Here is a 26,614-nt window from a genome sequence, read left to right as displayed (position 1 = left end):
TTCTTTATTTCACTACATTTCGTAAAGTACCAATTCCTTCTACTGTAATGACCACTTCATCACCAGCATGTAAAAACTTCGGTGGTGTAAAACCTTTTCCGACACCAGCCGGCGTTCCTGTTGCGATAATATCGCCTGGTTCTAAAGTCATTCCTTTACTTATCGTTGAAATAATTTCTTCTATTGAAAAAATCATTTTATTTGTGTTAGAAGTTTGCCTTACTTCTCCATTTACTACCGTTTCAATGTGTAATGCATTCGGCGCATTAACCACCGATTTATGAATTAAATACGGTCCCATCGGACAAAATGTATCGAAGCTTTTCCCAAGGAAAAACTGTTTATGTTTTCTTTGAATGTCTCGAGCTGTTACATCATTGATAATCGTATAACCAAAAACATGCTCAAGCGCTTTTTCTTTTTTTATTTGTTTCCCTCGCTTACCAATAATGATAGCTAATTCTCCTTCGTAATCTAGTTCGTCCGTTGCATGAGGGTGACCATTAATTTGCTCATTTATGCCAATAACTGTTGTTGGTGCTTTCGTAAAGATCATTATATTTTCTGGAATAGACTCTACTCCGCCCATTTCTACCGCATGCTCACGATAGTTTTTTCCAACGCACAAAATATTCTTTCTTGGCCTTGGAATCGGCGCTAATATTTTCACCTCTGTTAACGGATAATACGCCGCTTCCCCGTTCTCTTTTGCCCAATTTACAATTTCACATACTTTCTCAAAGCATTCAGTCCCTCTTTCAATACACTCTAACATTGTAATAGGGATTGTAACCTTTTCCCCTTTTTGTCTTTGCGCTTCTCTTAAGTGTAATACCTTTTCTTCTTCTTCATCTACAATACCTACAAATACCTTTTCTTCTTTCTTCACCGTTACAAAACGCAATATTTCCACTCTCCATCCTAAAACTCATACCCTTTAATTGTATTCGCATCCGCAAGAAAAAAACCTTCTCATGCACGCTAATTTTTACAATATTCTTCTCATCCCCTATTCGTTACCCCTTTATCATTTGGCATAAAATGTAGAAATTTTACTTTTTTTAGCGAATGCATTTCTTTTTTATGAAGTTTTTGTATAATATGTACTACATATATACTAAAAATTTCATTTAGAGATGGAGCCGATTTCAATGTTTGAGCAAGCGATTGAAAAAAAACGTGAAAAAATGATTTATTTTGCTGAACGCTATGGAATGACTTCTCAAAAAACAGTGGATTGTAGCCAAGAACTGGACAGGCTCTTAAATGTAATTTGTCATGTACATACGGATTTACACCCTAATCAAACGTTCAAAACACACACGCAATAATGCGTGTGTTTCTTTTATTTCAAAAAAATACACATTTTATTGGAAACGCCCATACAATAGTAGAAAAGAAAATTTTAAAAGCGAAGGGTGTTTTGTATGCCAGCTATGGTCGGACATATTCGTATCGTCAATATTGGATCAAGTGGTATTTTTCATATTGGAGATGTATTTGCGATTAGGCCTATTAGTTACTCACGTGCTTTCGCCGGGGCCGGCTCTTTCAACGTTGGAGATAATGTTTCTGTCTACAATTATCAAAGTGCAACGACTGTCAACGATTCAGATGTAATCGATCAAGCGATAATTGGCTCAACTTAAAGGAGGCAATTGCATTGAATTTTTATGTAAACCAAAGTATCATCATCAACAGTATTAAAATTGATAGCATTACAACCTCTTCTGTGTTCCAAATTGGTACTGCCGGAAGTATTAAAGCCCTATCTAAATTTTCAAATACGGGCGGATTTACGGAACCGCTTCGCCCATTACAGGCGAAAGGACAAATTATTTCTATCAAACCATCAACTAGTTCTTCTTAAGACATCCTTGTCATAAATATATAGCAGGAATATTTTTACCCTCCCTATTGAAAAGGAGGTTTCACAAATGAATCAAGATATATATACTTACTTACACCAACTTCAACAAGCTCTTCAAACACAACAAGCAACCATCCTGAATTTAGAAGATCAAGTGCGCCAACTCCAAGAAGAGCTTAACGAATTAAAAAATCGCCCCTCCTCTTCTGTAGGAAAAGTGGAATACAAATTCGATCAATTAAAAGTCGAAAATTTAAATGGTACTTTAAATATTGGTTTAAACCCATTTTCAGCAAAAGGACAACAAATTGAAGATTTTCAAGTGGATACAGAAACATTGAAGGTAAACCCTGAAACCGAAACAAACCCAGACTTTTATCAAGGTATCCTCCAAGAAATGCATCGATACTTAGATGAAGAAGCATATAATCGTATTCTCCATTTTGAACAAGAAGAGAGAACACCGCTTGATGAAATGTATCGACAAATGATGGTGGATGACATAAAAAAACAGATGGAGCATCGACTCCCTTATTATTTATCACAAGCGCAATCATATGAAGGTATTTCAACAGATCCAGACTATTTACGAGATATCATTATTCAGGCAATGAAACAAGATATTGACAAAGCCTTTCTCTCCTTTATTCAGCACATACCGGGAAATTTCCGAAAGGAGTAAGTAGGTATGAACCTTAACGTTGTAAACCGTGAGTTAAAAGTCGGACAGATTAAAATGAACGGTGTATCGTCGTCCGCACTCTTTTTAATTGGAGATGCAAATCTCCTCATTCTATCTTCTATTCTCGATACACCATTTGAAACAGTTACAGAGGGTCCATTTGTACCATTAGTAACAGATGTCCCTCCTACTCCAGGTTAAGGAGACTGAAAAATTATGTTGCATCATGTGTCTATTGTCCAAAATGTTTCTATTGTTTCGTTAGGGATTGCTGCCGTATTTCAAGTTGGAGATGCCAATCAAATGGAATTAAAAAGTAGAGCTATTGCCGTCCACCGTGAAATTCCTTGTTATATACGGGGAGAAGGTAGCTTTGATGCTTTTGAAATCTTTACAGATGAACACATTACAATTCCAAAACGAACGACAGATGTAAAATTAAATATTGTAAATGAATGCCCTTTTATTGAAGTGAATAACGTTGAATTGCGCACACTTTTAAACTCTGGTGGATTTCAAATTGGAAATGTTGATTATGTTTTTAATAACTCTCGTATTATGCAAATCCGCCAATATATTACAGATGAACCTTCCGCACAATAATTCATATAGTAATTACAAAGTTTAGTAAAGTAGGTGGATGGATATGCCTTCTGTTGTTGGAAATCTCGTCGTTCAAAACAGTAACGGTTCTTTCAATTTAGGAGATTTTTATAACGTTTCTCCGAAAGAAAACACGAAAGCTTATAATGGGTCCGGAGCTTCCAATGTTGGATTTGTCGTGAATACGTTTAACGGTGTTAGTGCAACGAATACATTTGATTCTGATGTGGCAGATCAAGATCAGATTGGAACAGCGTAAAAAAAGTAGGAGATATTCTCCTACTTTTTTCTTTTATCTAATTCAAAATTATTAAAATGAAATTTTAATAAGCAAGAGCTTGACTGTCCACAAATAGTGGTATAAACAAGTAAGTAGTGAAGAGGCACTATTTTATTTAAATGATAACCCACTCTCCTCCAAAGCCTTCCTAAGCTTCGGCAAAGACGCAGGTCCCATACCATGCAGTTTTAAAATTTCTTTTTCACTATATTTTGAGAGTTCTTCTACAGTTTGAATTCCACGGTGCTCTAATGCCCTTCTTGCTGGCGCTGAAAGAAGAGAGAGAAAACCTTCTTTTGGTTTTCTCTCTTTCTCACAGACTGGGCAAGTTGGACAATCGCTACTTTTATAGTACTCGTGTCCCTGTTCACAAGTTCTTAACGTTTTTTCCGTTACCATTTTCAAGCCCCTCTATTCTTCAATATTTACAACGTGATTCCCATCAAAGAAGTATAAACATTTCTCTTTTACAGGATGTTGTAAGCTTTTCTCCAGTGCTTTTGCATATAACGAAAGCTGCACTTTATATCGATCTTCTAAAATTGGTTTCGCTTGTTCGAATCCGCCTGGGAATTTCCCTTCAATCGTATCTGTTTTGAAGTCGATTAACGTAATGCCATCTTCCTCTTCAATCATGCAGTCAATAACCCCTTGGACAAGAATCATTTCCCCGCTCTTCCCTTGCCAATCTTGATATGCTTCTTCTGCTGCAAGCATCATCGTAAATGGTACTTCACGCTCAACACTTTTCGCCGCTAATACCCTTTTACCTAAGTCACTGTCAAAGAATGAAATTACTTTTTCAATCGCTATTTCTTCCGCCTGCTCGAATGTTAATAATTCCTTATTTACCATTCCAGCAATTTGCTCTTGAAGAACCTCAATCGTAATCGGCTTCTTCAAATCAACATGCTGCATAACGGCATGGACTGCTGTTCCGCGCTCTGCGTACGTTAACCCTTTTTTCTCCATAAATCGCGGGCGTGTTTTAATTGGTGCACGTAGTTTTTTAATAAAGGCGTTATCGCTACCTTCTTCAGATTGATAATTCCTCTTTATTTCTGTAACAGATTGCTTCGCACGATGAGATGTCGCATCCTCATATCCGTACTTCCACATTAATCTGTCGTACACTTCTTCTTTCCGTTCACTTTGCAGGGGAACAGCCTGTTTCTCACGAAGCGCTTCTAACAATTCTTGTTTCTCTTCTTGAACTGGCTCTGGTGCAAGTAGCGTGTTACCGTCCACAACTTCTACTTTCCAGCTAGTGTCATACTCGTAAATTTCATCTGGAATACTTCCTTGTCCTAATTCAAGAAGCATTTCACTATCACGGTGTCTATATAATGAAGGTGCAATCCAGTCTAAATAACAAGACGCTCCAGCACGTATGTGATCTGGTAATAACCATTCACTATGTTCCCTCGCATCAAGCCATTTTTCCATTTCCTTATTTGCATCCTTAACTGTGCCGATTAAAATTAACTTCTCTTTCGCACGCGTCAATGCTACGTATAGTACGCGCATTTCTTCCGCAATTAATTCCATTTTCATTTTACGCTTAATCGCAAGCTGTGATAATGTTGTATATTTAATTCGTTTACGCGGATCGATAAATTGCGAACCGAAACCGAAATCTTTATGCAATAAGAAACGTTTCATTAAGTCTTGTGTATTAAAACGACGACCGAGTCCAGCTACAAATACAACTGGGAACTCTAACCCTTTACTTTTATGAATTGTCATAATGCGAACAACGTCTTCTTGTTCACCGAGAGCCCTCGCCGTACCCATATCATCACCGCGTTCTAAAATACGTTCAATAAAACGTAAGAAGCGGAATAATCCTCTAAATGATGTTGCTTCATATTGTCTTGCGCGGTCATATAGTACGCGTAAGTTTGCCTGCCTTTGCTTTCCAGCCGGTAAACCGCCAACGAAGTCGTAATAACCTGTCTCACCGTACACTTTCCAAATTAAATCAGAAAGTGATTGTTGACGGGCGAATTCACGCCATCCTTGCAGTAAGTTATAAAACCACTCTAATTTATCATGAAGTTCTTGCTCCTCTTCAAGCGGTGCCCCTTTTAAGAATGAGCTCATTACTTCATAAAACGAGCCTTTCTTTCCATGAGCACGAAGCGTTGCAAGTTCTTCATCGCTCAATCCAACGATTGGAGAACGAAGTACAGCTGCAAGCGGAATATCTTGCATCGGATTATCAATAACGCGGAATACGTTCATCATAATATTTACTTCTGTCGCTTCAAAATAACCCGTCGCAAGGTCAGCATATACTGGAATTCCTTGCAATTTTAACTCTTCCATAATTTGCGGCGCCCACGGCATCGAGCGGAGTAAAATAACGAAATCACGGTATTGTACAGGGCGCATACTATCCGTTTTACGATCATACACTTCATAACCTGAATCAACCATCGCTTTAATACGCTGCGCCATAAGACGAGCTTCTAGCTGTGCTTTTTCGACTTCTGCACCTTCTTCACCGTCTATTACTTCTTCTTCCGTTTGCTGAATACATAATAGCTCTGCCGCTACATCTTCACCTTCTGGATAGCTAGCACCTAGCTTTAATTCAGCGTCAGCATCGTAATCGATTTCCCCAACTTCTTCGCCCATAATTTGTTTGAAGATGAAGTTCGTTCCTGCTAGCACTTCATGACGACTACGGAAATTTTTCGCTAAGTCAATCTTCATTCCGCCGCCCGATCCTTCTTGCGTAAAGCGTTTATACTTTCCTAGGAATAAGCCTGGTTCGGCTAGTCGGAAACGATAAATTGACTGCTTTACGTCGCCAACCATGAACAAGTTTCCTTCACTCTCAGAATCTTTCGTTACAAATTTAATAATGGATTCCTGTACAAAGTTCGTATCTTGATATTCATCGACTAACACTTCAGCAAATTTATTACGATATTGAAGCGCTACTGCTGAAGGATTCATTTCACCATTTTCACTTTGTTCACTTAAAATTTGTAAACAGAAATGCTCTAAATCTGTGAAATCGACCATTCCTTTATCTCGCTTCATCGCTTGGAAACGCTCTGTAAATACTTTTACAAGTTGAACAAGCTTTTCTAATACTGGGTGCATATCTTGAAAATCTCGTAAGAAACTTTCAGGTTTGCGGCTAAATAACTCTTCTTGTAATTTCTTCACTTCATCTTTCGCTTTATTACGAAGAGAGTCTACTTGTTTTACAACATCTTCATTGTAATCACTTTTCTTAATACGCTTTAACGTTTGCCACGATACGTTTTGCATCGCTTCATACAAACTTGTCCACGACTCACGAGCAGCTGATGATAGCGTTCCAAGTAAAGCTACATCTGCTTGCAGAGTTTCAATGCGAGGCGCTGGACCGTCAGGAAGCATCGCGAGTTCAGTTGCCTTACGAATATGCTGTTCCGCTGTTTCAAGCTGGAATTTCACATCTTCTAATAAATAAGAAGCATATACTAAATCCTCAATTGTCTTTCCTTCTACGTCATATGCTTCTACTAATTTATCAAGCCATTTTTCCGGATTTGGATGCGCTCTTGATTCTGTATGAAGCGCTAAAATCATACGTTGTAAGTCATCATCACTACGGTCACTCGTATAACGATCAACGAGTTCAAAGAATATCGTATTATCTTCGATGCCATACTCTTCTTCTAATATGTCATCTAACACTTCTTCTTTTAACAATTCATTTTCTGTTTGATTCGCAATACGGAAACGAGGATCAACATCAAGCATGTAGTAATATCCTCTAATAACTTGTAAACAGAATGAGTGAATTGTTGAAATGGAAGCTTTATTTAATAGGCTCAGCTGCTTTCTTACGTGTTGAGAGCCTGGTTCATCAATTAATACTTTTTCTAACGCTTCCCCGATTCGGTTTTTCATCTCTTGCGCTGCTGCATTCGTAAATGTTACAACGAGCAGGCGGTCGACATCGACTGGATTCTCTTCATTAATAATCTTTTTAATAATACGTTCAACTAATACTGCTGTTTTACCTGATCCAGCTGCAGCCGCAACTAAAATATCACGCCCGTTCGCTACAACAGCTTTCCACTGGTCATCTGTCCATTGACTACCTTCTGGTTTTTTAGGCCAATTTTCTATCATTCTCCGCCAACCTCCTCTCTTATTTTCTCCATCGCTTCGCTATCTTTCATATCTTTTAACGATCGGAACTGATTATCTTCAAGTGACTCATCAAATTGACAAACAGACTTGAAGTTACAGAACGTACATGCTGCTTTATTTCCCATTTTATAAGGAGCAATATCGATAACACCTTCTGTAATATCTTTTCCGATATTTTCAAACGTATGGTGTACATATTTTTGCAGTACGTTAAACTCTTGCTCACTTGCAATACTTGAACGCGCACTAAAGCTACCGTCTTTTTTCAGGCCAGCAGAAATAATATCTGAGCTTCCTGTTGAAAGTTTGTTATCCATTAAACGAACAACGTCAGCATCTCCTAATACGAGCCCTTTCATTTTAAATTTCTTTAAAATTTCTTTTTCAATTTCAGCTTCAGATGCGTCACCTTTCATCTCAACGATTGGGTTATGAATATGGAAATACAATACACCAGCTGGTGATGCTGCGTGGCCTTTTTTCATCCACGTCTGTGCATTCGAAGTAACGACATCTAAATACGTTAACATTTGAAGTGCTAATCCGTAATACACTTCCGTTAAATCTAACGCTTTTGAACTTGATTTATAATCAATAATACGTAAGAACGTCCCGTTTTCATCTTCTGCCTTATCAACACGGTCAATACGGCCGACTACTTCCATCTTCACACCATTTGGTAATGAGAATTCCATCGGCGGAAGTGATCCTGTACCACCCATACCGAACGGCACTTCTAAATCAACTGGTACGAATCCGCTTGACTTCGCATGTTCACGAAGAATGATTGAAGTACGGAAAATGATTTGTTGTAGTTTTTGTTTTAAATAGAAATGACGGTTTGAGCTTAATAAAATTTGTCGTTGTAATAACGGCGCAATTTCTTCTATTACTAAAACAGAAAGATGCTCACACTCTTTTATAGATAAATCCGCCCAAGTACGGTTTTCACGCAATAACTTGTCCGCAATTTTCTTTAATGCCGCATGGAATAATTCGCCGATGTCTGGCGCATCAAGCTTGAAAATATCACGCTCTCTAAGCGATAAACCGTGCTGCGCAAAATGAGCGTATGCACAACGATTAAATAGTTCCATACGAGAGACGCTTCCTTTAATTATATCTCCGTATAAATCTCTACTTACTGCTGTACTTAGTTTCTTCGCACGATTTCGATAGAATAAACTTGATAAGACGCGGCTACTTTTTTGTTTCCATTCATCTGAAGTTACGTAGAAATTATATACGTCCCACCAAAAGTCTAAATTCCCTTCAAATCCGTATCGCTTCCACGTTTGTAGTTGCTGCATAACGTAAGATAACGTTACTTCTGGCGTTGCTACGTATGAAATTTGTTCTGAACGTGATAAATCGTTTACGTCATTCGTAATAAATGAATCTTTCACATTAGGGAACATTCTTTTTATTTTCTTAATAAAGCTAGACGCAAGTAACGTCTTTCCTTCTTCATCTGCAAGCGGGCATGAAATGTATAGCTTCTCAGATGCTCTCGTTACCATTTGATACATAACGAACTGTTCTTCTAACAAAGTTTGTCTCGTCGTTGGCGCTAACTCAATCCCTGCTGCACCAAGAACTTCTCTTTCTTCATCAGAAAGCATACCTTCGTCCATAGGTGCTGCTGGAATAACACCCTCATTTACACCTATAATAAACGTTGCTTTCACGTCAGATAACCTGGAGTGATCAATATTAGCAATTAACACTTGGTCTAATGACGGCGGAATGTTAGCAAATTGAAGCGCCTCAAGACCAGTCGACATAACGTCCGTAAACATAGAAAGAGACATTTTCTCTTCACCAAGCATCTCTACAAACGTATCAAGAAGGCTCATTACTTCTTCCCATACTTGTTCATGATCTGTCGCAAATAAAAAATCTCCACTTTCTTCTGCACGTATACGTAATTCTTCTAGTTTCTTCGGAACATCCAGCTCTTCTAAAAATAAGTAAACTGCTTCACACATTTGCATAACTGTTCCTGCACGCTTTAACCTTTTTTGCATGCGAATAACAGGTATTCTTACAACGTCACGTAGTCTATTTATTTTCTCTTCCATTTCACGTTCACTGTCTGTAATCATCCCGTTCGTATCATCAAGAGAACGATAACGACGATACATCCATGGATCCTCTGAAGTCCATCTCTTTCCTTGTACACCGTACGCTAAACAGTAATTTTCAAATTCATCCATTTCTTCACGCATCGTTTCTTTTCTTACGTCTAATGGATATAAAAGCTCTGTTTTCACGCAGCGGAACACCGCATCATAACGCCAATTCCCACTAATAATCTCGAGTGCAGAACGAATACATTCTACCAATGGGTGGTGTGACATCGGGCGCTTTTCATCGATGAAGTGCGGGATATTGTAATCTGTAAATAACGTTCGCATCACATCGTAATAACTTTCCCCATTACGAAGAAGCACTGCAATATCTCGGTAACGATATTTTTCGTCCGCAACAAGTTTACGAATTTCACGAGCAACACCTTCTACCTCCGCTCGTAAATTCGCAGCTGTACTAATCGTTACACTCGCTTCACCGTTAAATTTTTCATTCGGACGCGCTTCATAATGAGCTTCTAAATGCGCTAATGCTGGAGAATGAAAACGCGGCTGTTCCATAAGTGGAATTGTTTTTTCAATTTCTATTTTCTCTTCACGCGCTACTTGTTTTATTTTTTCATACGTTAACGTCGTTTCATAAAATAAATCGAGTTCATTTACTGGCTGTGCTAACGTTTTTTCATCTATCGTTAACGTGATCGTAACTTTCGCTCCGCAAATCATAAGCTGTCTTACAATCTCTAACTCTTGCGGGGAGAATGAATGAAATCCATCTATATAAATTTCCGCACCATTTACATATTCAGACTGCGGAAGCTTTTCCACTAGCAATTGCAGGTAGTCTTCTGAATCTAAGTATTTTCCAATTAAAGCACGTTCAAAATCATCGTATAATAGCTGTAAATCATACACTTTATTCGCTAGTAACTTTTGTTCGGCACTGCTACTATGCGCATCTAATTGTTGCCACATTTCATATACGTTAGATGGCGTTACATTGTAACGTTTAAACTCTGCAATCATACTGCCAAGATGTTCAAAGAAACCGTTTTGCTCCGCTGCTTTTTGGAACACCGATAATCCATCTTTACGAGACTCTACAATTTTACGGAGTAACATATGTACACCAGCTTCATCAATATGAAGACGACTCGCTCCGCCAACTTCTTGCAGTACCTTCCACGCTAATCGTGAAAAACTAAAAACTTGTGCCCGAATAGAACCTCTTACATCCTCACTTCCAATTAACGCCTGCTGCGTCTGGAATGTCATCTGTTCTGGCACAAGATACAATATTGTTTTCCCTCTCGGGCATTGTTTTAACTCTTCTTGCACTTCGCGTAAACAAAGTGTACTTTTTCCACTTCCCGCTCTACCAATCACAAATCGAAGTGACATGTAACCCCACCTTTCACTTACATAACGAACGTTAGTTTGCTACTATAATTGTATTATAGGACACGAAAAAAGACAAACTGAGTTGTTTGCCTTTTTCTATACTTCTATCTATTATATCAACCTTTTGAAAAATTCGTTTGCACCTCTTGAATTGGCCAATATCGCAAATCAACTTTACCGACGACTGTATCAGCTTTTACAAAGCCAAAGTGTCTACTATCCCAGCTCCCGAGCCGGTTATCACCTACTACAAAAATAAACCCAGGTGGCACCAGTTTTTCTTTCGTTAACTCTTCTAATGTAAAGTCGCCTGTTAGTTGCCTTCCGTTTATCTCTTTCTTATACTTCTCTAAATACGGCTCATCAATAAATTGACCGTTTATATATAACTTATCCTGCTTATATTCAATATGATCTCCAGGTAAACCGATAATCCGCTTTACATAGTCCTCTTTTTTATTCGCATGAAATACCACAACGTCAAATCTGTTCAAGTCCCCAACTTGATAACTCACCTTATTTACAACTAGCATATTGCCATCTTGCAATGTCGGCATCATTGACTTCCCCTCTACAACATACGTTGAAAAGAAAAACGTTCGAAAAAATACAGCTAATAATACACCAATTAAAATTGTTCGTATCCACTCCATGCCTTCTTTTTTCAAAGTTTTCTTCATCTGCTTCTCCCCTTATCCTTTAATACTGAAGCTTTCCTTTACAAAGAAGACTATTCTTAATGTAGTTCTAACTTTACTTCGATTTTCTTACCGACATACCATAAAATAAAAATACCAATCGCTACAATAACTGATTTCACCGGATTATGAATAAATGACATTAAATCATGACCGATATACGTTAAAATAAAAATCATCACAAGTTTTCCGAATGCTAACGCTAGACCAAACTGTTTTACACTAATTCGGGATAAACCAGCGACAACATTTATGAGCGCTGACGGTGTAAACGGAAAACAAAATATAACAAAAATCGGTGCGAATCCTTTCCTTTCAATCCACCCCATTGCTTTTCGTACTCTCTCATGCTTATTTACAAACGAAAAGAAACGACTGCGACCAAAATGGCGGATGATGAAAAAGACAAGTAGTGCACCCATTACTGATCCAAGCCATGAATAAAGAAAACCGAGCCAAAAGCCAAATGCAACAGCATTCGCCAGTACAAATACGATAAGCGGTAATGCTGGAATCAACGCCTCTATCATCGGTAAACCAATACCAAGAAGTGGTCCGAACGCTTTATAACTCTCAACAATATGATCCATATTTTCTGGTGAAAAATACTCTTTGATTGTCTGAAAATCCATTCTACACTTTACCCCTTTACTCTAAATACTATCCCTACTGTATCATTGCTTATATGAAAGAGGAAATGGTAGATACGACATATGGAGATGTATTTATTAAAGTTTCCATATCTTTCATAAGAATTCCTTCATTATTTAGCTATGATAATCTATCAATATTCGACAGGACGTGTCGTTCGTTTTGTTATTTAGATTGTTTTTTGATTTTTTCGGTAAATGAAATTACAATGGTGATTTTCTAAATATAACAATTACAACTCGGTTTTTCTAATATATCGCCTTACCTACAAAGACTGATAAAGTGAAACTTTAATCAGTGGGGATTTTGTTGATACCCCGCTTAACTTCTTTGCTTTCGCTGAATTTTGAGGCGGGGTCTTACTGCCCACAAATAACAGGATAAACAAAAAAAGAATGGGGATTCCCCCATCCTTTCACACTTCGCCTTCCTTTACAAAATACACACTCTCATAAGCGGGTCTTAATGTTGATTCCTCTTTTTTATCAACCTCTTTAAAACAAGGATTCCCTTGTTTTTTCCTACGATCTTCATATTCAGTACGTAATTTTGCTGTACGATTTTGTTGATTTTCAAAACTAGTTTTTGATATCTCTAATTTCACAGCAAAGCCATTTATAAATCTAATAATAAGATTTCCATCTTTTAATTCTTTATTACTTTCAATATAAAAATGAGACAACCAAGCACACTCTTTTCTAGAGTAAGAATAGGTAGGGAAAAAATAAAGTTGATCTGCTGGACTAATCGCAATCGGTGCTTTATGTGTAATATGAGTTAACTCTTTCGTTCCTTCTTTTCTGCCTAAGAAACTAGAGCCATGCTTGCGGCAACTTCTTTCTATAATATCTAGAGGTTTTTGAAATACGAAAAAAGAATCATTCATTTCAACGACTCGCGTAACAATTTTCTTTTCACTTAGAATAACAGGAAGTAAGGCCATCGTATTTTTCGTTACAACATAATTTTCGACATAGCGTTCCACTTTACTTTCCATACTCCATTATCTCCTTTTTTCCATTTATATTAGCAGCTGCATATATAATTTTAGCATCTATGAAAAGGAAATAGCTTACAAGTTCCGCTTTTTTACAATTTTTTATCATTTATCAAACATTTGTTAAATAAAAAAATCACGATATAGTAATGATTTAATTTTAAAGTTATAAAAACAGCATTTATACTACCTATAAATATTTATTATCCCTTCCTATTTTCACATCATGAAAACAATTAACTTTGCTATAATTAAAATGTAAATCCAATATATGGAGGGCCACTATGGAAGAAAAAGAGATCCAACCATCGATTCAAATGAAAAATAGTAGCGTCATTATCGTGAAAAACTCAGCTAGTATTATATTCGGTTTATTTTTCATTCTGCTATTCTTTGCCAAACCGTTTCGTAAATCAAAATGTCCAGAATGTAAAAAACGTGAGAAGAAAAAATCAGGACAAGAACAATAAAAGGCCTTCCTTTATGGAATGTCTTTTTACATTCGTAGTATCATTTTATTTATTCTTCTTCCCCCTAAAAAACGACTATATTTTCTTCCAAGGTTCTCTACATCTTTTTTGATTTGTAATATGATCCTTATATAAAACATGAGAAAGAGTATTACTTGTTACCCGCTTTTAATTTTTATTAAACACTTCAAATTTGTACATCTTTATCCATCACTAACAATTCGTTAATTAGTTAACTTTGTAATATAAGTTTTGTATATAATGTCATTCAAAAACACAATATATATAAGTAGCTATTTATAATTACATTGCTTTTTATCGAATTCTAAAAAGGAGTTGTATACTATGGATAAAGAAAATCCATTAAATCAGCAGGTTAATAGCATCCCCTCAGATGCTCTGAATACCCCTAGTAAGGAACAAGAACAACTGTTAGAAACATCATCTCAAAACGTACAAAATTCCAACAACAATGCTAACAAAAAAGATGTTACTCAAGGTCTATCTGGAAAAGATTCCCCTATTTCAATAGAGAATACAAATTTATAGTTATTTACTATCATACGCAGCAAATGCTCTTGCTGAACTAATTCTTCTACAGAAACTAATACGCATTCCAGATAATTTTTCACCCGTTGTAACATAGAAAAAGAGATTTAGATATAAAAACAGGCTCTGAAAAAACTTTCCCCACAACAAAAAAAGGATGGCATTAGCCATCCTTTTTTCCATCATCAACTATAAAATTATAGTTTGATTACGTTTTTAGCTTGAGGTCCACGGTTACCGTCTTCGATTTCGAAGCTAACTTTTTGACCTTCTTCTAAAGATTTGAAACCGTCAGTTTCGATTGCTGAGAAGTGTACGAATACGTCGTTTTCGCCTGGAACTTCGATGAAACCGAAACCTTTTTCGTTGTTAAACCATTTTACTTGTCCTGTTACTGCCATAATTATTTCCTCCTAAGAAAATACAAATTTTAAATTTTTTAGTCTTCCTGTCTAAAAAAAGAATCCACACATTATCAAATACGAAACATAAACTAGTTCTCACATACTTTTTCTCGTTCGTTTTCAGCACTTGATAACATATGGATTGCTTAATTTAACTATTCAACTGACATCATCATAGCACATTAAAATAAAATGTACAATCTTTTTCGAAAATAGAATTTCTAATTTTTAGTATTTCTTATAAAATATACTTATCTCTATTCTAAATAAGGAGGAGTTTATGACCAATAAAATTCCTAGAAAAACATTAAAAAGAATTGAAGAGGATATTGAAAATAATAATCTTGGAAAAGCAAGAGATAGATTGCACGGCCTCATCTTTACATACCCAAATGAATTACATCTTCGAAAACAACTCGGAGATATTTATTATACATTACAATATCCAGAAATGGCTGGACGTTACTGGTATCTAGAAGAGCATAAAACAGATATTATGCATGAATCATGTTTATTATTTGAAAAATCAATGGGAAATAGTCCTCATCATATTGCACGTGCTTTAAAGTTTAAAGGCGATTCTAACCATATAAAAGGTTTGTATAAAGATCAACCTTTATCTTCAGTGCAGAAGAAAGTAGCAGAGGAGTTAATTTATGAGTATAAAGAAACATGGCAAGATAAGCTAGTTCCTTTTGGCTGTCTAGCATTGCTTGCTTCCCTTCTCTTTTCTGCCGTTGTTGGTCTATTCACTATTTGGAATTGGATTTTTTAATTACAGGGGGAATTTTCACATGTCAAACTACGCTAAAGAAGAAAGGCTAACAGGGGGAAACGTCTCAAGCGTATATCGTTCTGAAAATACTGTTCGGCGAGAGTTAAAGCCAGGCAGTGAAAAGATTCATAAGCTATTGCAACATTTAGAAAACAAAGGATTTCATTATGCTCCAAAGTTTTTAGGTGTAGATGAAAAGGATAGAGAGATTTTATCCTTTATTGAAGGAGAAGCTGGCAATTATCCTTTAAAAGAATATATGCGATCTAATGATGTATTAAAAGAAATAGCAAAGATGCTCCGCCTTTACCATGATGCTGTAAGTGATTTTCCGTTATTAGATGATTGGAAACCGATGGATCATACTCCAAATAACATTGAGGTTTTATGTCACAATGATTTTGCCATATATAACATTATTTTTAATAATGAGAAGCCAGTAGGGATTATTGATTTCGATGTTGCTGCTCCTGGTCCAAGACTATGGGATATCGCTTATACACTTTATACTTGTGTGCCTTTAAGTAGAGTATATTATACAGAATCCGGTGAAGCCGTTCATTATGACTCATCGCAACATGCAGATCGTATTAAAGAGAGAATGAATTTGTTCGTTCAGTCCTATGATAAAAATATGAATGAAGATTACTTAGGAATGGTGTTACTTCGATTAGAAGGATTATGTACATATATGAAACGAAAAGCGCAAGAAGGCGACTTGAATTTCCAAAGAATGATCGATGAAGGACATCTAGAGCATTATGAGAAAGATATAAAGTTTATTCGTGATCATAGGGCTGAGTGGAGTTGATTTAGTAATAAAGAAAAGGGAGTATCGTTTTTTGCCGACAACTCCATCTCTCTTTTCGAATCGTTTAGAAAATAACAAGGGGCACCTTTCAAAAAAGGTGCCCCTTCCTTTTATTTCGTAAACTGTGCTTCTTCCGTAGATCCTTTTAACGCTGTCGTTGATGAAGTTCCGCCTGTAATCACTTGTGCTACTTCATCAAAGTAACCTGTTCCTACTTCGCGTTGATGACGTGTTGCAGAGTAGCCATGTTTTTCAGCTGCGAATTCTGCTTGTTGTAGTTCAGAGTATGCTGCCATGCCGCGCTCTTTATAGCCACGTGCTAGTTCAAACATACCGTAATTTAATGAATGGAATCCAGCAAGTGTTACGAATTGGAACTTGTAACCGTAAGATGCGATTTCCTTTTGGAAGCTTGCAATTGTTTTTTCATCTAGTTTTTGTTTCCAGTTGAATGAAGGTGAGCAGTTATATGCAAGTAGCTTCCCTGGATGCTCCTTATGAATTGCGTCCGCAAATCGTTTTGCATCTTCTAAATTTGGTTCTGACGTTTCACACCAAACGAGGTCTGCGTACGGTGCATACGCTAAACCGCGCGCAATTGCTTGATCAAGACCTGCATTCGTACGGTAAAATCCTTCTGGTGTTCTTTCTCCTGTAATAAATGCTTTATCAACAGGATCGATATCGCTCGTAATTAAATCAGCTGCATCCGCATCTGTTCTTGCAACGATAATTGTCGGCACTCCCATTACATCTGCTGCAAGGCGTGCAGAAATTAAATTGCGTACTGCTGTTTGCGTTGGTAGTAGTACTTTTCCACCTAAATGGCCACATTTTTTCTCTGAAGATAATTGATCTTCAAAATGCACACCTGATGCACCTGCTTCAATCATACCTTTCATCAGTTCGAATACATTTAATTGCCCACCAAATCCAGCTTCTGCATCTGCTACAATCGGTACGAAATAGTCTGTATCATCGCTTCCTTCCATATGCTGAATTTGGTCCGCACGTTGAAGCGTTTGATTAATTCGTTTTACTACAGCAGGTACGCTGTTCGCTGGATATAAACTTTGGTCTGGATACATATGTCCAGAAAGGTTTGCATCAGCTGCTACTTGCCAACCACTTAAGTAAATCGCTTTTAACCCAGCTTTTACTTGTTGCATCGCTTGGTTTCCTGTTAATGCGCCAAGTGCGTTAATATAGTCTTCTGTATGAAGCGATGTCCAAAGCTTCTCAGCACCGCGACGCGCTAACGTATGTTCAATGTCAATTGACCCGCGCAGGCGAATTACATCTTCTGCCGAATATGGACGTGTGATCCCTTTCCAACGCTCATCTAATTCCCAGCTTTCTTGCAACTTCTCGATTCTTTCGTTTTTCATTTGTTCCATCCCCTTTTCGTTTTTTATAAAATTTCATAACCCGGTAATGTTAAAAATGGTACGAATTCATCATTTCGAACGAGATTTGTAAACAACGTTGTCGCCTCTTGGAATCTCCCTTTCTTAAAGGCTTCCTTACCAATCTCTCTTTCTATTTTTGCTAATTCTTCTTCTTTTAGCTCTTCCATTAATTCAAGCGTAATATTACGACCATCATTTAGTTTTCCACCTTCATGACGAATCCATTGCCATACTTGTGCTCTTGAAATTTCAGCTGTTGCCGCATCTTCCATTAAGTTATAAATGGGTGCTGCTCCCCGTCCGCTTAACCAAGATGCAATATATTGAATACCTACGCTAATATTCATGCGAAGGCCCTCTTCTGTAATCGTTCCCACCGGTACCTCTAGTAAATCGTTTTCTGTTACACATATTTCTTCACGTTTTCTAAAAATTTGATTTGGTGTTTTCATAATGTGGTTAAACACTTCCATTGCAACCGGTACAAGTCCAGGGTGGGCGACCCAAGTCCCGTCATGACCGTCTAAAGCTTCGCGTTCCTTATCAGCACGCACTTTTTCAAAAGCTGCTTCATTTGCTTCTGGATTATTTTTAATCGGAATTTGTGCCGCCATTCCTCCAATTGCTGGTGCATTACGGCGGTGACATGTTTGAATTACTTTCAAAGAATACGAACGCATAAATGGCGCCGTCATCGTGACTTGTGCTCTATCTGGTAGTAAGAATTTATTATGATTACGGAAACTCTTTAAAAAGCTAAAAATATAATCCCATCTTCCGCAATTTAAGCCAGCAGAATGATCTTTTAGCTCATATAAAATTTCATCCATTTCAAACGAAGCGTGAATCGTTTCTAGTAACACAGTTGATTTAATCGTTCCATTTGGAATGCCGATATATTTTTGAGCAAATACGAATACATCATTCCATAATCTCGCTTCTAAATAACTTTCCATTTTCGGTAAGTAAAAGTATGGGCCGCTCCCTTTTGCTAAAAGAGCTTTCGCATTATGGAAAAAATACAAGCCGAAATCTACTAAACTACCCGACATATTTTTCCCATCAACTTGCATATGCTTTTCCTCTAAATGCCATCCTCTTGGACGTACAATGAGTACAGCTGTTTTCTCATTTAATCTATATTCTTTCCCTTTATCATTTTTATGTGAAATCGTTCCCTTTACTGCATCTCGTAAATTGATTTGCCCTTCAACTGCGTTTTCCCAAGTTGGTGAATTCGAATCTTCAAAATCCGCCATAAAAAGATGCGCTCCTGAATTTAAAGCGTTAATGACCATCTTTCTATCTACCGGTCCAGTAATCTCTACGCGGCGATCCTCTAAGTCTTTTGGCAGCTTGGCAATTGTCCAATCCGCTTCACGTATATGTTTTGTTTCTTCTAGAAACTTCGGAAACTCCCCTGCATCAATTCTCTTTTGTTTTTCTACACGTTTTTGTAAAAGTTCTATGCGGCGCTCATTAAAATTCTCATGTAGTTCCTTCAAAAAACTAAGCACCTCAGGTGTCAATATTTCGTTGTACGCTGGTAACATTTCTCCGGGCAGTGTAACCCGTGAAGTTTGCGTCGACATATTAGCATCCCCTTCTTAAACTGTTTTATAACAGATTTGATTTTATGTTTTATATTATATAACAAATCTTCAGAAAAGGAAGTTTTTTTTGAAAATTCATTTCATTTTTTTTTTCAAAACGCCATTCTTTCGCGCTTTATTTCATACAAAAAAGGCCGCTGTTATACAACAACGACCTTTTTGTATTATTTTTAAATTTCACTTTGACTAGTTAAACTTTATTACTGCCCTTGTTCCATATCATGCAATATTGCTCTATGTAAAAACTGTGCGTATTGTTCTCTCGTTACCTTCATAGACGGACCGAATTTACCTTCTCCGATTCCTATTGTAATACCATTTGTTTGTACTGCACTAATTGCATTCGTTGCCCATGAATTTGCTGAAACATCATTAAAGTTATGAGATCCCTTTGCCTGTAAGTCAAAAGCATTCGTAAGAACTTGTGCCATTTCTGCACGCGTTAACGTCGCCTTCGGTCTAAAGTTTCCATTCTCGTCTCCCTGGAAAATTCCCATTTCCGTTAAAGCCAATATCTCCTCGATAAAGCTTGTTGAATTTTCATCAATATCTCCATATGGGTTTTCATATTCATCTTGTTCTTCCATATCAAACACACGGTAAATTAAAGCTGCAACTTGCTCACGTGTTACATTATCCCCAAAACCGAATATTCCATCGCCATATCCTAAAATAATTTCTTGTTCCGCTAATTCATGAATTGCCTCATATGCCCAATGCCCTTTTGGTACATCTTTAAATACAATTGTATTTGTTTTTTGCAACGGTGCACTTTCCGCTTTTACACTGTTACTCTCTGCTGAGAATAACACCCCACCCATAATTGTTAATGCTGTAGCTGTTTTTAATAATTTTTTGCTCATCAAATTATCTCCCCAATATGTATATGTTTTTTTAAAAATATACAGAATAAATGGTATAGTGACAATATATTTTTCGACACATTTCGTGACGGTTTTGTGAATCATATTACACATCATGTCTTTTTCATCGGGTTGATTATAAAGCTTGTGTATAACCATAAAAATACATAAATTCGAATAATAATTCTTTTTAAACAAACAAAAAAGCACAAATATTTCTATTTGTGCTTTCATATTTCACTCTACTTCCAATCCTCTTTCAAATGATAATTAATAATCGCATTATTAATAAACTGAGCATATTGTTCTCTAGGTACAGGGCGATTTAATTCATACATGTCATTCCCAGTTCCTCTCACAACATTATTAGATTGTAACGCACTAATTGCATCTTCTGCCCAGTGGCCTTTTGGAATATCTTTAAATGTATGTTTTTGTTTCGTTTCAAAATTAAATGCTCGTTTTAAAATGACAGACATTTCCGCTCTAGAGATTGGTGCTTTCGGCCTAAAATTCCCTTGGCCATCCCCTGAAAAAACACCACGTTTTGTTAACGCCAAAATTTCCTTTTTAAAAGTTGTTGTACTATCAGAAACATCTTTATATGGATTCGCTACTGGCCCTTCTTCTTTTATCTCAAGTGTTCTGTAAATAGTCCCAGCTACTTGTTCACGTGTTATAAGATCGCCAACACCATACTTCCCGTTTCCATACCCTAATATAATTTTATGATATGCTAAGTCCATAATAGCATCATATGCCCAAAATCCGTATGGAACATCTTCAAACACAATCATTTGTGGATACTCTTCTGCTTTTACAGGCGTCACATTCGTCCCTGCAAATATACCTCCTGCCATTGTCGCAATCATCATTACACCCAATATTTTTTTCTTCATTGTCCTCTCTCCCTATTTCATTCAAATAAAATGAACTTCATTGTTTCAGGAGTATTATTTTTTGGTGAATGTAAGATAAAATGTAAATCTTCTAGAAGAAATATTTCCACTACCTTTCTGCTTTATACTCCCTTCTTTCTTTTTCAAAAAGGAAGTTGTCACATCTAAGGTGTTATATACTAAAACATTCTACAATCTCTTTATAAACTCCTTTTCACTTTATAACTTCCCTTTATTGGCACCTAAAGGAGATACCTAGTGGAGGCTACTATATTCATGGTTTATATTTCAGAGGTAGCATTCCCCTTCACTGATAACTCGCTTTCGCTGAATTTTGAGGTGGAGGTCTTACTGCCCAGCAAATAGCGGGATAAAAAAATCATCCTTTTTTCTTAAAAGAGGATGATTTTTTATATTTATTAACACTCAAATATGCTACTACTTTTGAAGAGTAAATTGGGCAACTATTTGTTTTAGTTTTCCTGCTGCGTTATGCATATGTTCAATTGAAACCGAAATCTCTTGAACAGATTTTTCTTGCTGTTGAATAGACTCTTTTACCCTATCAGTTCGGTCAGATGATCTTTGGGAAATTTGAGCCATGTCTTCTGCAGAAGCCGAGATTTCCTCACTACTCGCTGCAATTTCATCTGTAGACATAGATACCGTTTGAATTTGCTCAGATACTTGTTGTACTTTTTCTGTAATTGTTCCAAATACTTTTTCGGTATGCATTACTACTTGTGTACCTGCCTGTACCTCATTATCTACCTTCCCCATCATATGTACCGTATGGTTCGTTGTTCCCATAACTTGAGTAATAAGATTCTCAATTTGTTTTGCAGAATCACTAGATTGTTCTGCTAATTTCCGCACTTCATCTGCCACAATTGCAAATCCTCTACCACTTTCACCAGCACGTGCAGCCTCAATTGCGGCGTTTAATGCTAATAAGTTAATCTGGGAGGTAATACCTTGCATAACATCAATGATTTTAACAATTTCTTCTGATTGTTCTTTCATAGTCTCTACTTGTTTCACACCACTATGTACCGAATTTTGGATTGTATCCATCTGTTGAATCATTTGTTTCATTAATTTGTTACCATTCTCTGCATCTAATGCTGATTGAGCAGATAATTCATTTACAGAGGACGATGTATTGACTATACTCTGCATTCCTTGTGTCAACTCTTCCATCGCACCCGCAGTTTGTTCCATTGCTTGCATTTGACTCTCTGCACCATTTGCAACTTCTTCAATATCCATAGTGATTTTCTTTGCTGCACTACTAGATACTTCTGATGCAGATACTACTCCGTCTGCATGTTGAAATAAAAGCTGAATATTATTCTCTACTTCTTGCATATTTGTTCTTAGCCCTGCAATCATCTCGTTAAAATTACTTACTAATACACCTAATTCATCTTTAGCATTATAATCACCATGTACGGTTAAATCTCCTTCTTTCGCTCTTTCCATCATACGACTAACCGTTTGTAAAGGAGCAACTATAAGCTTGCTAATAATATAACTTACTATACATATAACGATTGTAGTAACTACTACAAGTATGATAAAGGTAATAACGGAACGATCAATCATTTTTTGAGAATCTTTAAATACTTGGTCAGCTAAATTTGAAACATACGATTCTAGATCCACTGCATAACCGGCTAACTCTATTCCCTTCGGTTTTAATTCCTTCTGAAATTCATTTACCATTTGTGGCTCGTTTGTTGCCTTTGCCTTTTCAAATAATTTTTTATATGTATCTTTATAACTTGGCAAAGATTTCTTCATCTTCTGAAACAGTTCATCCTCTTGCTTACTTAAATTAAAACCATCATCATATTCTTTTAATAAAGAATCATATTTTTTAAGATCCTTTTCAATATTATCAATTATTCCCTCTTTATTTGCCACTTCATTTTGTGATACCGTAATTAATTCTAGTAGGTTATATTCTAGTGAATTTTGTGTGCGAAGCATTCCTTCTAATAAAATTGCAGAATATTGATAATCATCTACTACAACCTCTGTATCATGCTTAATCTTATTAATAGAACTAATTGCTACACTGCTTATAATTACCATACCTAAAACTGCTAATGAAATAAGCGACAATAATTTATATTTCACTTTTAAATTTTGTAAAAAATACATTTTTCCACCTTTATTCCTTTATATATAGATTTTTAGAATTTTATAGCTTATTATTTACAAAATCACAATAAAAAGCAATGATAAATATTCCCAATATGAAACTTATATCTCTATAAAAAAAGAAGTAGCTATCATGCTACTCCTTTTTGCTTTGTTTCTCATATTGTTCAAACGTATGAATTCTTTCAAAAATTGGTGGGTGCGTGTATAAGAAAAATTTTACTAACGCAGGCGGATTTACTTGGCTTAAACTTGTTTTTGATAAATATTGAAAAGTTTTCACACCAGATTTCCCATCCTTCGTCATATTTAAAGCATATTGATCTGCCGCTCTTTCTTCTATACGTGAAACGTAGTTTGTTGCTGGTTGTGCTGCAAAAGAGAGGACAGAAGAAATTAAGAAAAATAAAGGTAAAATGGAGAAACATGCTACTTTTGAAATTTGCAATGTATCTCCCCATTTGCGAATACACATATTTATAATACGACTAATTAAAAACATACCTATAAACGATAGCAATACATAACTTGCAACGCCAAAATATATATGCTTCATAACATAATGCCCCATTTCATGGGCCATGATAAATAAAATCTCTTTATCTTTTAACTGCTTAAGTGTTGTATCCCACATTACAATACGGGCGTTAGGGCCAATTCCTGTTACGTAAGCATTTAATGCATTCGTTTTTTCTGACATATTTACTTCATATACGTGTTTAGCAGGAATGTCCGCTTTGTCTGCTATCGCTAAAATTTTCGTTTCTAATTCTTTATTTTTCAGCGTCGAGAAGTCGTTATACAGTGGATCAATAACGACAGGCTGTATGAATGTTAAAAAGATTGTAAATGGAACAGAGAGCGCCCATCCTGCGAGCCACCATCTCTTCGGAAATTTACGGATAAGCCATAATAGAACGGTAACTACGATTAACATAGTCGCATAACTTTCCCAAAAACCGATAACATGATCTTTTATCCAGCTTTGTGTACTTTGTGTTGAAATGCCGTAATCAACGGACACTTTCCGGCCAATCCATTGCATCGGTAAGGCAAGCACTGTTGTCAGTAATGATAAATAAAAGAAATAAATCGCAACTTGCAAAACACTTATTTTAGTCGTTTCCTTCGACCATTTCTCAAACTTTCTTGAAATACCTAGCACAAGTACAAATAATAAAATAATCCATTCAAGAGGCGTCGCTAAAAAGTATAGTAAATTTTTCACGCGCGAATAATCTTGGCTTAGCGTAAGCTCTCTCGTACTCATAAACGTTTCTGGATCTGCACTCGTTCCCTTATACATGTCCGGAATAAGTTCATGATTCCATCCAAATAAATACCAATATATAAGTAACGCAAATCCAACGTACAAAAAAAGCGACCAACCGATAACCTTCCTCACGCTATTCCCTCCTCTATGCTGCCTGTCTATTATTATTGTAAGTTCGTACACGCTAAATTAGAACAAGCTTATTATGTGAATTGCTCTGGATCTTTTTATTTACATAAAAAAACTCTTCTACATAAGAAGAGTTTTACCTATCTTTAAACACTTTCTTCGGTTCACAATCCGTAATAAGGATCACACTTACAAACCAACACGTACCCTACTTGCTTTTTAGATAAAATAAAAAGCCTCTTTAAGGAAGTACATCTATTAATAAACTAAAATCTTGTAAAGAGAAAGAACTATATTTCATAATACCTTGTACAGCTAAAAGTAAAACAAGACCGATCACACACATATAGTTAACGCTTTCTTCATTCTTTTTTTCAGTAACCACTCCACCACTTATACATAAAATCCCTAGCAAATGGAGCGCTAAATACATGAAAAAATAAGCTTCCTCCCAGCGCAAAATAACATTCACTGTCGTTATTAACACTAGACTAAGTAAAATCAAATAAAAAAACTTATTTGATGATATCGTTTCATTCATATAATTTTATACATCCCTTTCAAATTTCGAATTAATGATGTTTCAAAGCTATAAAGTAAATGATTGTTTTTATACCATAAAACAAAAGGAAAGCCACCATTACTTTCTCGAATACTTTATGAATCCACATATACTTCTCTTCATTCTTTCTGAAGATGCGCTTCATCATTTCTTCTACAATTAGACCAAATATTAGTAAAACCCCGAACACAATAAGAAGAGAAATAATATTTTCTTTTAAATGAGTACTAGAAAATAAGTAATACTCTGGAAACACAATCGTATCTACTACAGGTTGAAGCCAATGACAAACGCTTTTATCACACATATCTGTAATAGACGTAGAATCTATAATGTCTTTTAATATTTTTTCAACCGTCTTCTTCATCTTATTTACTCCCGACTACATCTGAAAAGCTCTTTTCCTGCTCTGCATATATAACCGGCACTTCTTTACTCCAATATTTGCGATTAACAAATAAAAAGATAAGTACTAAGTTTAATCCTGTTATAAAAATAATAAGTCCAGGAAAGAATGTCGTATAATTTGAGAAATCGGCAAAACTCATAATTTTTTCTCTACTTATTAGAAAAGACGCACCTATTACAAATGCATTGTTTAACATATGTATTGCAATTGGCATGAGTAAACTTTTCGTACGAATATATACGATTGACAATACGATGCTGAATATGGCTGCACCGAGGAAATCAACATGTAACAACGCAAACAATATTGCTACAACGATGGTCGCTATGCTCGTTCCCCATTTTGTTGCAAAACGTTGAAGTAAAAATCCGCGAAAAACAAATTCCCCGATAATTGGTGCGATGAATACGACCCTAATGACTTGAGATACATATCCCCCAGTACTATCTACAATTGGTTCATGCAGGGCGTTCATAATAAAGTCCGGTGTAATCCATGCAAAACTATACATATACAAAATAAGATACCCGTAACTAAACATGCATAACATAACCGTAATGTATAAAACTTGTACCAAGTTAAATGTTTCATTTTTATTAACAAATAATGAAAATGAAATGTGGTGCTTTCTATACTCATAAGAAATCCATACCATCGGAAGGATATAGAATATAAGAATATTTATAAAAGAAGAATTTTGTATATGAAATATACTTGTTAGCAAATCGCCACTACTTCTCGCTATTAAAATTAATAGTGCAAATACAATTAAAAAATATCTAGCTCGCATCACTTGAAACGGGTTCACACTCATCTCCTCCCCTATGTTACTTTTATCATATCATTTGATTC

28 protein-coding genes and 1 pseudogene are annotated in these 26,614 nt (G+C 36.1%); 11 read left to right on the top strand and 18 right to left on the bottom strand.

Annotated features, from left to right (window positions below; translation table 11 throughout):
- Nucleotides 1–4: 4 nt before the first annotated feature.
- Entirely contained in the window at nt 5–904 is a 900-nt protein-coding gene (locus tag ACZDYH_RS08645) for a fumarylacetoacetate hydrolase family protein (protein WP_336456220.1), read from the bottom strand.
- Between the two features lie 247 nt (nt 905–1,151).
- Between ACZDYH_RS08645 and ACZDYH_RS08640 the strand changes: the two genes are divergently transcribed.
- The 7 genes from ACZDYH_RS08640 (at nt 1,152) to gerPF (ending at nt 3,414) form a co-directional block, all read left to right on the top strand.
- On the top strand, nt 1,152–1,331 hold the full coding sequence (locus tag ACZDYH_RS08640) for an aspartyl-phosphate phosphatase Spo0E family protein (protein WP_000462841.1): 180 nt from the start codon (nt 1,152–1,154) through the stop codon (nt 1,329–1,331).
- 96 nt (nt 1,332–1,427) lie between these two features.
- Nucleotides 1,428–1,649, top strand: coding sequence for a spore germination protein GerPA (gene gerPA / locus ACZDYH_RS08635; protein WP_001111187.1), 222 nt, complete (start codon nt 1,428–1,430; stop codon nt 1,647–1,649).
- A 14-nt stretch (nt 1,650–1,663) separates the two neighbouring features.
- The gene (gene gerPB / locus ACZDYH_RS08630) at nt 1,664–1,870 is read left to right on the top strand and encodes a spore germination protein GerPB (protein ID WP_001012508.1); all 207 of its coding nucleotides are present in this window, start codon (nt 1,664–1,666) and stop codon (nt 1,868–1,870) included.
- A 67-nt stretch (nt 1,871–1,937) separates the two neighbouring features.
- A complete protein-coding gene (gerPC, locus tag ACZDYH_RS08625; protein ID WP_025709865.1) occupies nt 1,938–2,552 on the top strand; it encodes a spore germination protein GerPC in 615 nt (204 codons plus the stop codon).
- Nucleotides 2,553–2,558: 6 nt separating this feature from the next.
- Entirely contained in the window at nt 2,559–2,753 is a 195-nt protein-coding gene (gene gerPD, locus ACZDYH_RS08620) for a spore germination protein GerPD (RefSeq protein WP_001052807.1), read from the top strand.
- A gap of 15 nt (nt 2,754–2,768) precedes the next feature.
- Complete coding sequence (locus ACZDYH_RS08615; RefSeq protein ID WP_000902333.1) at nt 2,769–3,155, top strand: spore germination protein GerPE; 387 nt, start codon at nt 2,769–2,771, stop codon at nt 3,153–3,155.
- 43 nt (nt 3,156–3,198) lie between these two features.
- A complete protein-coding gene (gerPF, locus tag ACZDYH_RS08610) occupies nt 3,199–3,414 on the top strand; it encodes a spore germination protein GerPF (RefSeq protein WP_001141566.1) in 216 nt (71 codons plus the stop codon).
- A gap of 132 nt (nt 3,415–3,546) precedes the next feature.
- Here the strand turns inward: gerPF and ACZDYH_RS08605 are convergent, their stop codons facing one another.
- From ACZDYH_RS08605 to ACZDYH_RS08580, 6 genes are all read right to left on the bottom strand, one after another.
- Nucleotides 3,547–3,834, bottom strand: a complete 288-nt coding sequence (locus tag ACZDYH_RS08605) for an RNA polymerase alpha subunit C-terminal domain-containing protein (RefSeq protein WP_000255728.1) — start codon at nt 3,832–3,834, stop codon at nt 3,547–3,549.
- Nucleotides 3,835–3,846: 12 nt separating this feature from the next.
- Nucleotides 3,847–7,572, bottom strand: coding sequence for a helicase-exonuclease AddAB subunit AddA (gene addA / locus ACZDYH_RS08600; protein WP_088361814.1), 3,726 nt, complete (start codon nt 7,570–7,572; stop codon nt 3,847–3,849).
- On the bottom strand, nt 7,569–11,084 hold the full coding sequence (gene addB, locus ACZDYH_RS08595; protein ID WP_434713735.1) for a helicase-exonuclease AddAB subunit AddB: 3,516 nt from the start codon (nt 11,082–11,084) through the stop codon (nt 7,569–7,571). Before addB ends, addA begins: the two co-directional genes overlap by 4 nt.
- Nucleotides 11,085–11,200: 116 nt before the next feature.
- A complete protein-coding gene (gene lepB, locus ACZDYH_RS08590) occupies nt 11,201–11,764 on the bottom strand; it encodes a signal peptidase I (RefSeq protein ID WP_000751919.1) in 564 nt (187 codons plus the stop codon).
- Nucleotides 11,765–11,820: 56 nt separating this feature from the next.
- The gene (locus ACZDYH_RS08585; protein ID WP_000347517.1) at nt 11,821–12,414 is read right to left on the bottom strand and encodes a TVP38/TMEM64 family protein; all 594 of its coding nucleotides are present in this window, start codon (nt 12,412–12,414) and stop codon (nt 11,821–11,823) included.
- 434 nt (nt 12,415–12,848) lie between these two features.
- Nucleotides 12,849–13,430, bottom strand: a complete 582-nt coding sequence (locus ACZDYH_RS08580) for a competence protein ComK (protein ID WP_000444443.1) — start codon at nt 13,428–13,430, stop codon at nt 12,849–12,851.
- Between the two features lie 284 nt (nt 13,431–13,714).
- Between ACZDYH_RS08580 and ACZDYH_RS08575 the strand changes: the two genes are divergently transcribed.
- Together ACZDYH_RS08575 and ACZDYH_RS08570 are read left to right on the top strand one after the other, a co-directional pair.
- Nucleotides 13,715–13,900, top strand: coding sequence for a hypothetical protein (locus tag ACZDYH_RS08575; RefSeq protein WP_000391373.1), 186 nt, complete (start codon nt 13,715–13,717; stop codon nt 13,898–13,900).
- 345 nt (nt 13,901–14,245) lie between these two features.
- Nucleotides 14,246–14,449 (top strand): hypothetical protein, encoded by a 204-nt coding sequence (locus tag ACZDYH_RS08570; protein WP_000356924.1) that lies wholly within the window; start codon nt 14,246–14,248, stop codon nt 14,447–14,449.
- Between the two features lie 197 nt (nt 14,450–14,646).
- Here ACZDYH_RS08570 and cspA read toward each other — a convergent pair whose 3' ends face one another.
- Nucleotides 14,647–14,850 carry an RNA chaperone/antiterminator CspA gene (gene cspA, locus ACZDYH_RS08565; RefSeq protein ID WP_000301518.1) on the bottom strand — a complete coding sequence of 68 codons (204 nt, stop codon included), beginning with the start codon at nt 14,848–14,850 and terminating at the stop codon, nt 14,647–14,649.
- Between the two features lie 283 nt (nt 14,851–15,133).
- On the opposite strand from cspA, the gene ACZDYH_RS08560 reads away from it, so the two are divergent.
- Together ACZDYH_RS08560 and ACZDYH_RS08555 are read left to right on the top strand one after the other, a co-directional pair.
- On the top strand, nt 15,134–15,628 hold the full coding sequence (locus tag ACZDYH_RS08560; RefSeq protein WP_000182396.1) for a DUF6584 family protein: 495 nt from the start codon (nt 15,134–15,136) through the stop codon (nt 15,626–15,628).
- A 19-nt stretch (nt 15,629–15,647) separates the two neighbouring features.
- Complete coding sequence (locus ACZDYH_RS08555) at nt 15,648–16,439, top strand: phosphotransferase (RefSeq protein WP_000073793.1); 792 nt, start codon at nt 15,648–15,650, stop codon at nt 16,437–16,439.
- A 110-nt stretch (nt 16,440–16,549) separates the two neighbouring features.
- Here the strand turns inward: ACZDYH_RS08555 and aceA are convergent, their stop codons facing one another.
- The 10 genes and pseudogenes from aceA to ACZDYH_RS08505 all read right to left on the bottom strand — a co-directional run bounded on the left by aceA (nt 16,550) and on the right by ACZDYH_RS08505 (nt 26,570).
- Complete coding sequence (gene aceA / locus ACZDYH_RS08550) at nt 16,550–17,827, bottom strand: isocitrate lyase (protein WP_000787346.1); 1,278 nt, start codon at nt 17,825–17,827, stop codon at nt 16,550–16,552.
- A 23-nt stretch (nt 17,828–17,850) separates the two neighbouring features.
- Nucleotides 17,851–19,440, bottom strand: a complete 1,590-nt coding sequence (gene aceB, locus ACZDYH_RS08545) for a malate synthase A (protein WP_086411905.1) — start codon at nt 19,438–19,440, stop codon at nt 17,851–17,853.
- 221 nt (nt 19,441–19,661) lie between these two features.
- Entirely contained in the window at nt 19,662–20,429 is a 768-nt protein-coding gene (locus ACZDYH_RS08540) for an S-layer homology domain-containing protein (protein ID WP_139304517.1), read from the bottom strand.
- Nucleotides 20,430–20,566: 137 nt separating this feature from the next.
- On the bottom strand, nt 20,567–21,223 hold the full coding sequence (locus ACZDYH_RS08535; RefSeq protein ID WP_140159368.1) for an S-layer homology domain-containing protein: 657 nt from the start codon (nt 21,221–21,223) through the stop codon (nt 20,567–20,569).
- Nucleotides 21,224–21,661: 438 nt separating this feature from the next.
- On the bottom strand, nt 21,662–22,453 hold the full coding sequence (locus ACZDYH_RS08530; RefSeq protein WP_406940645.1) for a methyl-accepting chemotaxis protein: 792 nt from the start codon (nt 22,451–22,453) through the stop codon (nt 21,662–21,664).
- A gap of 156 nt (nt 22,454–22,609) precedes the next feature.
- Nucleotides 22,610–23,389: pseudogene (locus tag ACZDYH_RS08525) on the bottom strand (MCP four helix bundle domain-containing protein); the annotation flags it as partial.
- Nucleotides 23,390–23,525: 136 nt separating this feature from the next.
- Nucleotides 23,526–24,794 (bottom strand): M48 family metallopeptidase, encoded by a 1,269-nt coding sequence (locus tag ACZDYH_RS08520; protein WP_001233329.1) that lies wholly within the window; start codon nt 24,792–24,794, stop codon nt 23,526–23,528.
- A gap of 238 nt (nt 24,795–25,032) precedes the next feature.
- Complete coding sequence (locus ACZDYH_RS08515) at nt 25,033–25,332, bottom strand: DUF2101 family protein (RefSeq protein ID WP_001006050.1); 300 nt, start codon at nt 25,330–25,332, stop codon at nt 25,033–25,035.
- Between the two features lie 31 nt (nt 25,333–25,363).
- Entirely contained in the window at nt 25,364–25,720 is a 357-nt protein-coding gene (locus tag ACZDYH_RS08510; RefSeq protein WP_000754334.1) for a hypothetical protein, read from the bottom strand.
- 1 nt (nt 25,721) lies between these two features.
- The gene (locus ACZDYH_RS08505; protein WP_001067985.1) at nt 25,722–26,570 is read right to left on the bottom strand and encodes a CPBP family intramembrane glutamic endopeptidase; all 849 of its coding nucleotides are present in this window, start codon (nt 26,568–26,570) and stop codon (nt 25,722–25,724) included.
- Between the last annotated feature and the right edge of the window lie 44 nt (nt 26,571–26,614).

The sequence above is a fragment of the Bacillus sp. EB V-12 genome, from assembly GCF_056158125.1.
This window is presented reverse-complemented; position numbering and strand designations above follow the sequence as displayed.